7 protein-coding genes are annotated in these 14,160 nt (G+C 66.3%); 1 reads left to right on the forward strand and 6 read right to left on the reverse strand.

The genetic code is table 11. From position 1 onward, the window contains the following. Nucleotides 1-428 precede the first annotated feature (428 nt). Nucleotides 429-1,661, forward strand: coding sequence for a DUF2252 domain-containing protein (locus ACQKRQ_RS30995; protein WP_408314749.1), 1,233 nt, complete (start codon nucleotides 429-431; stop codon nucleotides 1,659-1,661). Nucleotides 1,662-1,723: 62 nt separating this feature from the next. Here ACQKRQ_RS30995 and ACQKRQ_RS31000 read toward each other — a convergent pair whose 3' ends face one another. The 6 genes from ACQKRQ_RS31000 to bcsP are packed head-to-tail and all read right to left on the reverse strand — an operon-like array spanning nucleotide 1,724 to nucleotide 14,042. Next, on the reverse strand, nucleotides 1,724-6,448 hold the full coding sequence (locus tag ACQKRQ_RS31000) for a cellulose synthase subunit BcsC-related outer membrane protein (protein WP_427481319.1): 4,725 nt from the start codon (nucleotides 6,446-6,448) through the stop codon (nucleotides 1,724-1,726). Continuing rightward, a complete protein-coding gene (gene bcsZ, locus ACQKRQ_RS31005) occupies nucleotides 6,439-7,620 on the reverse strand; it encodes a cellulose synthase complex periplasmic endoglucanase BcsZ (protein WP_408281712.1) in 1,182 nt (393 codons plus the stop codon). The genes ACQKRQ_RS31000 and bcsZ overlap by 10 nt, the downstream gene beginning before the upstream one ends. Before the next feature lie 10 nt (nucleotides 7,621-7,630). Beyond that, complete coding sequence (gene bcsB, locus ACQKRQ_RS31010; RefSeq protein WP_427481320.1) at nucleotides 7,631-10,174, reverse strand: cellulose biosynthesis cyclic di-GMP-binding regulatory protein BcsB; 2,544 nt, start codon at nucleotides 10,172-10,174, stop codon at nucleotides 7,631-7,633. Between the two features lie 3 nt (nucleotides 10,175-10,177). After that, nucleotides 10,178-12,382 (reverse strand): UDP-forming cellulose synthase catalytic subunit, encoded by a 2,205-nt coding sequence (gene bcsA / locus ACQKRQ_RS31015; RefSeq protein WP_132382499.1) that lies wholly within the window; start codon nucleotides 12,380-12,382, stop codon nucleotides 10,178-10,180. Then, nucleotides 12,379-13,167 carry a cellulose biosynthesis protein BcsQ gene (gene bcsQ / locus ACQKRQ_RS31020; protein ID WP_427481321.1) on the reverse strand — a complete coding sequence of 263 codons (789 nt, stop codon included), beginning with the start codon at nucleotides 13,165-13,167 and terminating at the stop codon, nucleotides 12,379-12,381. The genes bcsA and bcsQ overlap by 4 nt, the downstream gene beginning before the upstream one ends. Continuing rightward, nucleotides 13,164-14,042, reverse strand: a complete 879-nt coding sequence (gene bcsP / locus ACQKRQ_RS31025; protein WP_427481322.1) for a cellulose biosynthesis protein BcsP — start codon at nucleotides 14,040-14,042, stop codon at nucleotides 13,164-13,166. The genes bcsQ and bcsP overlap by 4 nt, the downstream gene beginning before the upstream one ends. Nucleotides 14,043-14,160: the final 118 nt, after the last annotated feature.

Genomic DNA, 14,160 nt, shown 5'->3' on the forward strand with positions numbered 1-14,160 from the left:
AAGTGTCCCCACTCTGCCGGCGCGCGTGACGCGCTTGCACTCTCAGCAGGAGGCGGGATGAATCTTCTGCTGTGCACCGCACGCCGGCGGATAGCTGACACGCGGTTGCGACAATTGTAGGCCACAACGCCGGGCCGGTGACCCGTCACGCATGGGTTATGGGGTTTAGCCGAAGCCTGTCCGCAACCGGGTTCGCAAGAATTACCTGGACGAAGAACCGAGTGCCCCGGATAGCGGAAAGAAGCTCACAGGTAGGCATTTCATGCGGAAGATGCCGGCGTGATTCCAGCCGCTGCGTGCCGCTTACAGACTGCATTCATCACGCGGGCGCGAATCCTGCTGCCGCCATTTGTTCGCCTGCGCCGACCGGCGCACTGTGGGCCTGGACGCCACGCAGAATTTGAACGTCGATAAAAGCGGACCGCACAATGAGCAAGAAAAACATCACACGAAACAAGCTGCCTAAAGCGGATGCGCGCCAGGCGTTGTTGATCACGCGCCGCAACGCCAGAATGGCGCGCTCGGCACACGCTTATGTACGCGGCAACACCAGCAAGTTCTACGAATGGCTCGAGGGCATCGAAGGCCATGCTTTGCCGGAGGGTCCCGCGATCTGGATTTGCGGCGATTGCCATACCGGTAATCTCGGACCCGTTGCCGACGCGCAAGGGCGCGTCGAAATCCAGATTCGCGATCTCGATCAAACGGTGATCGGCAATCCGGCCCACGACCTGATTCGCCTCGGCCTCTCATTGGCGACCGCCGCGCGTGGCTCGGACTTGCCGGGCGTGACGACGGTACGCATGATGGAAGCGATCGCGGATGGTTACGAGCGCGCCTTCGACGACGCCGCGGGCGACGCCGACATCCACGCGGAAAAGCCCGAGGCGGTGCGAGTGGTGATGAGGGAAGCGGTGCGCCGTTCATGGCGTCATCTGGCGGAGGAGCGCATCGAGGATCTCGATCCGACCATTCCGCTCGGCCCGCGCTTCTGGCCGCTCGCCAAGAGCGAGCGGCGCGAGATCGAGACGTTGTTCGAGAAAGGCTCATTGGCGCGGCTCGCCACCGTGCTGCGCGGCACCGGCGACGAGGCCGACGTGGAAGTGCTCGACGCCGCCTACTGGGTGAAAGGCTGCAGTTCGCTCGGCAGGTTGCGCTATGCGGTGCTGCTCGACATCGACGGCGCGGCGGTGGAGGGCGACGACTTGTGCCTGATCGATATCAAGGAAGCGGCGCAAGCGGCCGCGCCGCGCTATCCCGGCGTGCGCATGCCGCGCGATAACGCGGAGCGGGTGGTGGAGGGCGCGCGGCATCTGTCGCCCTCGCTTGGCGAGCGGATGCGCTCGGCGCGTCTGGCGGAGCGCGCCGTCGTGATTCGTGAACTGCTGCCGCAGGACATGAAGTTGACCATCGAGCAGTTCACCCGCGACGAAGCGATGAAGGTAGCGCGCTTTCTGGCGATGGTGGTCGGCAAGGCGCACGCGCGGCAGATGGATAGCGCCGAGCGCAAGGGCTGGCTCACCGAGCTACGCAGAAACCGTTCGAAGACGCTCGATGCGCCGGGTTGGCTGTGGACGGGCATCGTGGAATTGGTGAGCAGCCATGCTGCCGGCTATCTGGAGCATTGCCGGCGATATGCGACCGGTCGCGATGACGGCTGATGCGGTGTGCTCGCGGCGGCGGCAGCCTGAAGCGGGCCGCGCCGTCGTGAGACACGCAAAGGTCAATTCGACAACGACAGATACGGCGAAACAAGCGGCGTAGGCGGGAACGGCTGCAACCCGGTCTGCTTGCTGAAGCTATACCGCACATAGACCGCCGCGAGATACTCGCGATATTCATAAGCATTGCCGAGCGAAGCCGTCGCCCCGAACGCCAGTTGCGGCGCGAGTTGATATTCGCCCACTGCGCTGAGCGAATACGACACGCCGGTCTTGCTTTGGCTCGGGTACTGCGCGTTGCTCTGCACGCTCGTACCGAACTGCGCTGCGTTTCCTACCGCCGAACTCTGCCGGTTGGATCCGTCATTGAGCGGGAAATAATTCGACGCATCCTGGCGGTAGTGCTGCACTCCGATCGATCCCTTCACGTCGTACGTGAACGCGCCATTACGTCCTGTCCATTCGATCGGCAAGTTCAGAATGACGTATTCCTGCGGGCTGAAGTAGCCCCCCTGGCCATACGTGAAGTACGACAGATTCTTGTTGTAGCCCATCACCGTCGTATTCACGCCGATCGTAAAGGTCTGGTCGGCATCTTTCAGCAGGCGCGTGTAGACGCCACCCCCTCCCTTGACGGCGACATTGCCCTGCACGTTATCGCCCTTGTAGTACTGAACCGCCCCGTTCACATACAGGCCGCTCGTGCCGTCGTCCCATGCGAGGCTGGCAAGGCCGCCGGTCGATGTGATGCCACCCCATTCGAGGCCGGAACCGGCATCGTGCGCACCGGCATAGGACAGCAGACTGTCGGTCACTGCGCGGCGCGCGACGGCCAGCGAATACGACACCTTGTCGGTAATGCCGCCGTTGTATTGCGCGCCGCCCACGATGTTGGTCTCGCGGAAGCCGATCGGCGTCACGCCGATATCGCCGCTGATGCTGCGGCCTTCGTAGCCGATCGACAGGCCCACGCCGCTCGCCGTCTGGTTGCCGTAGGTGTTGTTGCCCGCCTTGGCAGCCGCGGTGGACGTGTCGTTCGAGAGGCCGGCGCCGAATCGCGCGAGCGTCGAGACATTGCCGGCGGCCGTGCCGGCATCGAGGGTGACAGGCGTCGCCGTGACGACGACGTGGCCGTTGCCCGCCCGGATGCGCCCCTGGATCGGCGCTTCGATGTCGGTGAGGTTGGACAGGCCGTCCTCGCCGCTGCGGTTACGGAACACGATCCCGCCCGAGATGCTGCTCGACTGCTCGCGGTTGACCTGCGCCAACTCTTCGGCGACGCCGAGCGTTTGCGTGTTCGCCACGTTCGACGGTGCGTAAGTGTTGCCGTTGCCGTTCGCGCCGGGTTGTGCCGGATAGTACGGCTGGGCGTAACCGGTGGGCGGCTGCGGAATGTACGGCTGCTGCTGCGCGTAAGCCTGCTGCGGCGGATACGGCTGGTAAGGCTGTTGCTGTTGCGCCGGATAGGGTTGATAGGGTTGCTGCGCGTAGCCCTGCTGCTGCGGATACGCCTGCTGCCCGTAATAAGGCTGCTGTTGCTGCGGATACCCTTGCTGTTGTCCATACGGCTGCTGCGCGTAAGCCGGCGCATTGCGGCTATTCTTCGACGCGCTTTGTTTCTTGCTGGTCGAGCGCTTCGAACTCGTGCTCGCGCCCGGTGCGCCATATGGTTGCGCTTGCATTGAACCGGCATTGGCCTGCGCTTCGCGCGCGGCCGGCGACATCGGCCAGGGCGTGGCCGCATAACCATCCTGCGCGCCGTATTGCGCTTGCTGCGGATAAGGCGCCTGCTGCGGATAAGCCGGGTTGTACTGCGGAGCCTGCTGCATCGGCGGCATCTGCGCCTGCTGTTGCATCGGCGGCTGTCCTTGCCCCGGATAAGGCTGCAATGGCGCGCCCGACTGGCTCGACCCGTAAGTCTCCTGGCCGTAGCCACCCGAGTCGGCGCCACGGCGCGGCGCGTTGTACGGCAGGGCGGCGGGCGCCGGGCTCGGCGCATAAGGCTGCGCCGGCGCGTTATAAGGCGCGACGTAAGGCGCGGGTTGCGTAGGCGGCGGATAGTTCGGCACGGTCTGTGTCGGCAAGGAAGACTGCGAATACGGAAGCGCTGCGCGCGCGGCGTTATAGCCGCCGGCATTGTCGGCGTCGGTCGGCGTGACGGTGGCGGTTTTGCCTTCGAAGGGATTGGTGCCCGGCAGCGGCGTCGCGCCGATCCGGCGCATCGCCACTTCCCAGCCGCGCGGCACGTTGCTCGCCGGGCTGCGCGGGACGTTGGCCATCAGCGGCGTGTTGGCGGCGACCAGCGAGCGTTGCAGATAAGTCGACGCGAGCGACAGCTTGCCTTCCGCGCGATACATGCGGCCGACCGTCGCCAGCAAGCCGGGATCGCCGGGCGCCGCGTTCAAGGCCTGCTTCGCGAGCGTTTCGGCATAGCTGAACTGCTTCGCGCCGGCCGCGGCGGAGATCGTTGCCTGCAGCAAGTTCAGATCGTCGGGCTTGCGTTGCAGCGCGACGCGATAGCTGGCTAGCGCGTTGCGATCGTCGCCGGCGCTCGAATAGAGGCGGCCGAGCGCGGCCTGCAGATCGGGATTGTCGGGCATCGCCGCGAGCCACGGCGCGATCACGTCGTAGGCGCTGGCGAGGTCGCCGCGCTGACGCACCGCATCGCACTGCTTGATGACGATGCCGAGATTCAGGTTGCCGAAGTCGGTGCGTTGCTGCGGCGTCAATTGCATCGACGCGAGCCGGCGCATCACCATGCCGAGTTCGGTTTCCTGCTGCGTGGCGGACAGAATGCCCGCGTATTGCAGCAGCAGATCGGTGTTGCCAGGCGCCGCGTTCATGGCGGCGCGCACGAGTCCGAGCGCGCGGTTCGGGTCGCCGGCCTGGCTGTAAGCGGCGGCGATCACGCCGATCAGTTCGGGGCTGTTGCCCGCGACCGGCTCGGCGGCGCGCAGCGTGGCGAGCGCCTGTTGGGTCTGCCCGTTGCGCGCCATGCGCGTGGCGAGGTCGGCTTGCTGATGCACCCACAAGCGGTGCTGCAAGGTCGCCATCGCATCGGTGCGCTGCGCGACCGGAATGCGGTCGAGTTGCGCGAGACCCGCGGACCAGTCCTGCGTTTCCGCCGACAGCAACGCACTCGCGTACAGCGCGTCGGTCATGTCGGGATGCGCGGCGAGCAGGCCGTCCATCATGCTGCGCGCGTTGGCGACCGCGCCCTGGCGCACGTAGATGCGCGCGAGGTCGAGACGCAGCCACGGATCGTCGGGCGTGTTCAGCAGCGCGTCTTCGAAGAGACTGCGCGCGCTGCCGAGATCGCCGCGCGCTTCGGCCGCACGCGCTTGCGCGGCCTGCGCTTCGCCACGCAGACGGTTGATGCCGCCGGCCTTCGACTGCTGTTCGGTGTTGAGTTGATTGGCGAACTGCAGCGCCTCGTCGCCGCGGCCTTGCGCGGCGAGTGCGCCGACCAGCCCGCGCACCGCGTCGGGGTTGTCGGCCTGACGGCGCAGCGCCATCCGGTACGCCTGTTCGGCGCCGCTCGGATCGCCGTTGGCGAGCAGCATTTCGCCGAGCAGCACCTGCGCGGTGACGTCGGACGGATTGAGCGCGATCGCGCGTTCGAACAGCGACTTCGCCTTCGCGAATTCGCCGTTGCTGCGCGCGCCGATCGCGTCGCTCGTGTAGGTCCAGTAGGTCGCGCTGTCGAGCGCGGTTTTCCAGCGCGCCGGATTGCCGTTGCGCGACGCGCGTTCCAGATAGTTGCGGGCTTCGGCGAAATGTTCCTGCTTCAATGCGGCGATGCCCATGCCGCCGAGCGCATCGGTGTCGTTCGGACTAGCGGTCAGTACCGAGGAAAATTTCGCGCGCGCCGTCGCCACGTCGTTGCGATCGAGCGCGGCGAAACCGTCGGCGATCGTGCGGCCGCGCGCGTCGACGGCGGCGTTTTCCTGCGAGCGGGCGCGGGCTGCGCTGTCCTGCTGCACCATCGAATCGAAGCGTGCCTTGACGGCGGCGTCGTCGTTGGCGGTTTGCAGATATGCCTGATAGAGCGGAGCGTCGGAGGGCCGCGCGTCGAGCCACAACAGCGCCTGACGCCAGCTCTTTTTCGCCGACGCGGCGACCGTGCTGTCGCCCGCCAGTTTCTGCAACCGCGCGATGCCGTCGCGGCGCGTCACGTCGCGATAGGTCAGATGCTGCGCGTAGGCGAGGGCGTAACGCGGATCGTCGGGGTTGTCGCGCGCGAGTTGTTCGAGACCGCGGCGCGCCTGATCCCAGCCTTGCGGCGTGGCCGAGAGCGCCTGGTAGTACTCGAGCTGCAATTCAGGCGTGGCCGGTTTGCCGCTCAGCGCGCGCTGGTATTCCTGCACCGCGCTCGCGCTTTGACCGCTTTGCGCGAGCCGCCGCGCGTCGTTCACGGTCTGGTCGCGCAGGCTCGATTCGCCCAGGCGCCGGCCGAGTTCATCCAGATTCGGATAGTTCGGCGCGACCGCTTTCAGGCGCGCCAGATATTGCTGCGCGCCGGCGCCGTCCTTGCGGTCGGCGAGCACCATGCCCATGCCGAACAGCGCGTCGGGCTGCTTGGGATCGATGCGCAGCACCTTTTGCCATGCCTGCTCGGCGAGGTCGCCGCGCTGATGCGATTGCCAGTACTTGCCTTGATCGATCAGCACGTTCAAAGGATCTTTCGACGCCTGTGCCAGCGCGTCCGGCGAAACCGTCGCCACGCAACAAACCGCCGTGAGGCTCAGCGCGAGGCGCAATGACAACGCGAGGGCGCTCAGTCGCATGCGTTTCTCCAACTCGGCACGAGACGTCCGGCTTCGTCGAAACGATAGCGGCCGTCGATGAAACCCGTGCCGAACAAGCCCAGCACACGATCGTAGTAAACCGGTTCGCGGCCCGGCACGCTGGTGTCGAGCGCGGCGAGATGCGTGCGCGCGAGGCCGAGGCCGCGCTCGTCGCCGAGCGCCTTGAAGTACGGCGCGAGCGCGCCCCAGTAGCTGAGCGGTCCTTCGCCGCTGGCCGTGCCGGTGGTCGATGAAACCTTCTCCGGCGGAAAGCCGGTTTGCGCGACGCGGGCGCGCATGCCGCCGAGCGCCGCGAGCCACGGCTTGGCGAGCGGATCGGCGGGTGAGGCGAGGCCAGCCCACAGATAGACGCGGATCGCGTCGTAGCTGCCGGTGTCGCCGTTCTTCGGATCGACCACGAACTGGCCGTTTTGCCAGGCTGCCCAGTCAGGCGCAAAGCCTTGCGGCGCGGTGGTTTTGATGAGCTTGTAGGCGCTGTCGGCGAGCTTGCCCCACGGGCCGTTCGGCATTTCGTGCGCAAGCGAGCGCAGCACGGGCAGCGGCAGATAGCTCGGATTCAGGCGCGTCACGCCGCCGGTTTTGAAGCCCTGCGGTCCGGGCAGCAGCATCGGCCCGACGCCCGGCAAGGTGGTCATTTCCTGACGCGCGATCTGCGTGGCGAGTGCTTCGCCCAACTGGGTGTAGCCCGCTTCATGCCACAGGCGGCCGGCTTGCAGCAGATCGTAGGCGATCCACAAGTCGGAGTCAGAAGCGGAATTCGGATCGAGCACGCCGTACGAGCCGTCCGCTTTTCTGCCCCATTGCCACGACGGCAGCCGCATGTTTTGCGCGTCGAACTGATTGCCCGCGAGGTTGGTACGGGTCCAGCCGAGCAGCCGGTCGAAAGTCGCGCGGTCGTTCGCGACGAGCGCGAAGAAGAGCGCGTACGACTGGCCTTCTGAGGTGGTTTGCTGCGCCGGCGTGGAATAGTCGATCACGCGGCCGTCGGCCTGCACGAAGCGCTCGACGAACGCGCGATAGCCGCTCCAGTCGCCGCAGGCGCCGGGTGCGGCGGTGGTCTGCGCCACCTTGACGAGATTGGCGAAACTCGCGGACGCCGCCAGCCCGAGCGTCAGCGCCACGCCGATTTTCTTGTTGATTCGAACCCGCATATCAGTCCTATTAGTCCTTCAGGCGGCGCGCGGCGATCGAGCGCAGCGTCCGGTAGAACAGGCCCGCGATGATCAGCGCGGCGAGTACGCCGCCCAGCATCAACAGCAACGGATGCGACGACAGCGCCCAGCGCAGATACTCCTGCGGCGACAGATGGCCGACGTAATACGCCTCGCCATTCGAAGTGATGGTCACGGTGCGGCCGTGGATCACGGCCATCGCGCCTTGAATCTGCGGCAGCACGTCCGAGTCGAGCAGCGCCGCGGACAGATCGGCGTCCGACTGGCCGGCCGCGCTCACCAGCGCGACGGCGCTGCGGTTCTTTTGCAGCGGCGATTCGAAACCGGTCAGGAGCGCGTCGCCGTTCGAACTCACGAGAGTCAGATCGGCGCGTGCGGGCGTGCGCTCGACGCCGCGTTCGCCATGCCACCAGTCTTCGAGTTTGAAGACGATGTCGGTGAGCTGGAAGGTGCGCGAGTCGCCGTCGCTGGAGAACGGCATCGACTTCGCCCAGCGCTGCAACAACGGCTGCTTGCCCGGCGCGCCGAAGATCAGCAGGTCCTTGTTGGCGAACTTGTCGGCGTCGTCGGCGGTGCCGACCGTGACGCCCGTGACCGGATAGCCGGTGGAGGTGCCCATGCGGCCCATGGTCAGCAGATAAAGGCTGTAGTCGCTCGAATCGGCGTCGTTTGGCAGGATCACGGCGGTCTCGGAGAGGTCCGCCATGCGCGTGAACGGGAAGCCGCTATTGGCGAACGCGGCCAGATCGGGCAGCGCCATGTAGTGGGGGAACGACGAGAGGTCGATGGTCGAGTTCGGATCGATCGCGCCGACTACGTTGTCGAGCAGACGCCCGTGACATTCGCCGGTATTCGGAATGTCGTAGTAGAAGTGCAGGCGTACCTGCGCGCGCGGCGTCAGCAGCAGCGGTGGAATATGCAGGGTGCGGCGCGCTTCGGCGGTCCTGTCCGGCAGCACGGTGGCGAAGTAGTGGCTCAGCTCGAACACGGAAGCGGACTCGGCCGGAATCGGCAGCGCCTGAACGAAGCCGTTGTTCACGCTCACGTTGAGCGAGGAACGATCGCGCAGCGGGCGCACCGTGTAGCGGTAGCGTAGATCGATCGGCGCGCCCTTGGTGTGCCACATGAACAGATCGGGCGGCACGCGCAGATTCACACGCACGGCGTCGGCGTCGTAACCGGACACGGTCAGATCGCGCGGATCGGCGAGTTCGCCGAAGCGCACCGGACGGTTGGTGGGCAGCCAGTTCGGCGCGTCGTACGGCGCGCGCGGCGCGAGTTCGTTCAACTGCGTGATGGTCGCACTTTGACCCGTCAAGGTATTCTGGCCGATGCCGAGCGACTTGGCGGCGGTTTTCAGTTCGGCTTCGGTGCGCCCGAGCACGAGCAGCAGCTTGCCGCGCGCCGGCGCCTCGCGATCGACCACCGCGATGGTCGGGCCGGAGATCGCCGGAATGTTGATGCCGGCCGGACGTTGATCGGAAGTCGCGAAGACGACCGCATTGCCTGACAGCGGCGCGTTGTCCAGTTGCGCCGGAAACAGCGCGCCGCGATAACCGGCGAGCGCGCCGAACCACGAGGCCACGATGCCGCCCGCTTCGAGCGTGGCATTGCCCGGCTTTTGCGGGAACACGAACGGCAGCTCCAGCCGGCGCACGTCGCGGCGGTCGAAGAACGGTTGCGGCAGCGCGGCCAGATCAGGCTTGCTGGCGAGCGACGCATACGTGAGGTCGAGCGAGCTCGCATTGCTGACGGTGGCCCACAGCGAAGAGTTCGCCGGGTCTTCGCAACTCGTCGTGTAATGGCCGATCAACTGCACATTCAGATGGTTGAACTCGGTGATGAAGCGCGGATCGATCGAGACGTCGCGCGCCACCAGCATGCCGGCCTGTTCGTGCGGCACGGGCAGGGTGGCGGCGACTTCGCCGTTCACCAGCACCTTGAGCTGCGAGATGTTCGCGAGCAGCGCGGGCGAGTAGCTATACACCAGATGCAGGACCGCGCCCGTCACCACTTCGTCGCCGCGCACGGAAAACGCCACGCCGTTCTGGCCGTCGGTGCCGCGCAATTGCAGCGGATCGAGCGCGCCGAGATCAGCGAACGTCAGCGTTTGACGGCGGCCGCCCGGCACGAGGGTGCCCGGCTCCGCGGTGGTCGGCGTCCTGATGCCCAACGCTTTCACCGACGACGCGGCGAGCGCCGGCGTCGGTGTCGCCAGTTGCGGTTGCGCCATCGCGTTCGGATCGTAGGGCACGGCCGGACTCGGCGCGCTCACGCTGCCGACGCCGGTCGCAGCCGGAGCGGCAGGCGTGCTCTGAACGGCACCCGCCGCGCTTGAACCGCCGCCGGCCGCCACGACTTCAGCCGCCGACGCCAGCGGCGCGGCCAGCGCCGTCTGCAAAGCGAGCCAGCACGCGAGGCCGCGCATCAGCCGTTGCGAGCCGGGGCGTGCCACGCGGCGCATCTGCAATCCGGTCCCGCTGCGCTCGTGATTCGAGCGTTCGATGTTGCCCTTCGCCATCCAGTTGCGCATAGATCAGTCTTTCGTTTTTAGCTTCTTGACGTCCATTGGACGGCTTTTCATCGAACTGCGAAGGTCGGCATAGAGATGCTCGAACAGCCCCGCGATGCCACGCGCGCCGACCGTCAGCACATGCGACAGGCCGCGCAGGGGCGTGTCCTGCTGCCGTCCTTCCGCCCAGCCGGTCCAGGCGTCGGCGCGTGCAAAGGTGGTCTTGACGAACTCGTACTCCTGCTCGCGCGTCATCGCCGAGAAGCGCAGGCCCACGCGGCCTGGCGCGGTGAAGCCGACGGTCGCGGGGAACGCGTATTCCTCGTCGCCGCGAAAGAGGGAGACGGTTACGCGTTCGTGCATCGGCACCTGGATCGCGGCGGGCAGCGCCACGCCGACGCCGCCTTCCGAGTAGTCGATGGTTTCGCAGGCGAGCGTGCGGCCGGTCGAGAACTTCAGCATCACGGGCATCTGCATCGCCACGCGGTGCACCGCGCGAATCTGCCGGCGCTCGCTCGCGGCGGCCACGCTCGCGCCGAGAATCAGCATGTTGTACGTGGTCCAGCCGAGGTTGAGGATCGTGGTCTGCACCACGCTGCGCACATGCCAGTTGAAGTAGATGTGCACGACGCCCACGCAGAAGCCGATCAGGTTCAGCAACAGCAGGAACAGATAGGGCCGCGAGATTGCCCAGTCGAAATAGTTCTTCTCGATCTGGCCGCCCTTGGCCGTCACGTTGAACTTGCCGAGCTTCGGGTTGATCAGCGCGAGCAGCGTCGGCGCGGTGATGTACGAGGCCAGCACCGATTCATACACTTCGGCCCAGAACGAATGGCGGAACGAGCGCTGCATGCGCGAGTTGGTGATGCTCGCGTGCATCATGTGCGGCAGCGCGTAGATCGCGATCGTGCTGGCGGCGGCTTCGATCACGTGCGCGCCGAAGAACAGATACGACAGCGGCGCGGTCAGGAACACCAGACGCGGGATGCCGTAGAAGAAGTGCATCATCGCGTTCAGATAGCACAGGCGCTGGCCGATTTTCAGGCCCTTGCCGGTGAGCGGATTGTCGATCCGGAAAATCTGCGTCATGCCGCGTGCCCAGCGAATCCGCTGGCCGATGTGGCCGGAGAGACTTTCCGTGGCCAGCCCCGCGGCTTGCGGAATAGCCAGATACGCGGTGGTGTAGCCGAGACGGTGCAGCTTGAGCGCCGTGTGCGCATCTTCAGTCACGGTCTCGACCGCGATGCCGCCGATCTCCTCGACCATGGTCCGGCGCAGCAGCGCGCACGAGCCGCAGAAGAACGTGGCGTTCCACAGATCGTTGCCGTCCTGCACGAGGCCGTAGAACAGTTCGCCTTCGTTCGGCACCTTGCGGAAGGTGCCGAGATTGCGCTCGAATGGGTCGGCGGAAAAGAAATGGTGCGGCGTTTGCAGCATCGACAGCAGCTTGTCGCGCAGGAACCAGCCGAGGCCGATCTGCAGGAACGAGCGGGTCGGAATGTGATCGCAGTCGAAGATGGCGAGGTATTCGCCGCTGGTGATCTTCAGCGCTTCGTTGATGTTGCCGGCCTTGGCGTGGCGATTGTGCGTGCGGATCGTCCAGTTGACGCCGACCTCTTCGCAGAACGCCTTGAACTCGGGGCGGCGGCCGTCGTCGAGCACGTGGATCGAGATCTTCTCGGCCGGATAGTCGAGCGCGAGCGCGGCATAGATGGTCGGCTTCACCACCGAGAGCGGCTCGTTGTAGGTCGGAATGAACACGTCGACGGTCGGCCATTGGTCGCGCGAGGCGGGCAGCGGCATCGGCGTGCGCTTGAGCGGCCAGGCGGTCTGGAAGTAGCCGAGCAGCAGCACGATGGTCGAATAGACTTCGGCGGCGACCAGCAGCAGGCCCCAGCCGGCGTCGAGCGGATGCTCCCAGTACGTGGTCGCGGTCAGCCGCCAGTACATATAGCGGCCCGAGGTCACCACCGACAGCATGATCATCACCATCGTCGCGTACCGGCCTTGCAGGCGGCGGAACATCAGCGCGGTCACGAAGCAGCAGGTCGCGAACGTCAACTGTTCGTAGAAGGCGAGCGGCACGGTGAACACGAAGTACAGCATCACCAGCGCGAACAGCGTGACGAGTCCGGTGACAATGCGGCTGTTCCAGAAACGCGCGTCGACGAAGCGTTCGAGCCGCGAAGGCTCGGCGGGTTCGAGACCTGGCGATGGAGTCGTGCTCATGCGACGTTCCTCGGCGAGACGGCGATCGCGTCGAGCGCCGCCATCAACCACGCGCCACACGATTTGAAATCGGCGGCCGCCTGGCTGAGTGGATCGTAGTGAATCAGCGTGGTGTCGCACGCGAGCGCTTCGCTCACGCCTTCGTCGAGATGGATCACGCCGGGGAACAGCTTCGCGCCGAGCATCTGGCGCAGCACCTTGAGGACGTCTTTGGTCAGTTGGCGCGACTGGTCGATCTGGTTGATCACATAGCCTTCGCCGCCGAACTCGGCGCGCGGCGCCGCGTAGGTTTCGATCAGCCGCTCCATCTGCGGAATCGCGGCGTACGACGCGGCGTCGGCGAGCACGACGTTCAGCGTGAAGGTGGCCGCGCACAAGGCGGTGCGGACATAGGCGGACGAACCCGGCGGCGTGTCGATGATCACGATGTCGGATGCATCGAGGCGCAGGTTCTGCAACGACTGCGCGAGCCAGCGCGGCTCCTGGTCGATATGCGCTTCGAAGCGGCGGCGGTCGTCTTCGAGTAACGCGCCGTAGGGCAGCACGGTCACGCCATCGACGCCGTCGAACATCACCGATTGCCACGGGTCGCCCGTCAGCGTGGCGCGCGACAAACCGTCGATGCTGTCGAGCGGCACGCCGAAGTGCAGACGCAGCGCGTTCTGCGGATCGAGGTCGAGCGCGATCACGCGCCGGCCGCCGGCGGCCAGCACGGAAGCGAGATTGGCGGCGAGGGTGGTCTTGCCGACCCCGCCTTTGGCGGACACCACCGCGATGACTTTCATGAGCGACGAGGGCCGTTGATCAGCCACGAGTTGGAGGTGGCGGGCGTGGCGGCGCGCGCGACGCTGGCCGGTGCTGCGGTGGGTTGAGCGGGTGTGCCGCGCAGGCGGTCGAAGACCGCTTGCAACGGCGCGGATTCGCCACGGGTCGCGGCCGCTTGCGGCGGCGGAGGTGCGGATGCGGGTTCCGGCGCGAAGAGCTTGCCGAGGATCGAAGCGGGTTGCGTTGGCGCGGCGGGTGCGGTTGGTGCAATCGGCGCGGGCGCGGTCGCAGTCGTGTAAGCACGCGCCGGCGCCGGAGTTTGAGTCCAACTCGGCGCGGCGGACGAAACCGTTTGCATCACTGGCGGCCGTAAAGGAATGGCGGCGGCCTGGACGGCTTGAGGCGCGGAAGCGACCGGCGCAGTCTGAGCCGGAGCAACAGCCGGCGCGGCTTGTGCGGCCACCGGCGCGACGCCTTCCACTCGGGCGGCGCCGACTGCCGCTTGCGACGTCGCGTCATCTTTCGATTCGAGCTCGCCAAAGCGCGACGCGCCTTTCGGCGCGGTCGCCGGCGCGGCCACGGCAACCGGCGGAATGTCTCGCCGATGCGAACGGGTGAATAGCGGCGCTTTCGCGCGCGTCACGGAGGCCGCATCTTTTGGCGTGGTGTCCTGACGATCGACGGCCACCGGCGCTTCGACCGTGAGCGGCTGAGGCTTGGCCTCGCGACGCTGCCCGATTGCGGGAATCGTCGGCTGGGTCAGATCGAGCGTCACTAGTAGCGGCCAGCGGGTGCGCGCCGAACGCGCTTCGTTTTCGCGGCCGATTTCCTGGTACGCGCTGGCGTCGCCGCCAAAATGATCGAAAAGTTTTTCGATGTCGCTCGATGAGCTCATAGTGCCGCCGTCTTGTTCATGCCTACCCTTGCCCCGATCCCGACTTGCGTTCGCGGCCCTGAAAACGCTGGTCCTGCCTGTTCCGCTACCTCACTGCTACTTCACGCGCACCGGTCTG

Source organism: Paraburkholderia sp. NPDC080076 (assembly GCF_050281145.1).
Lineage (GTDB): Bacteria > Pseudomonadota > Gammaproteobacteria > Burkholderiales > Burkholderiaceae > Paraburkholderia.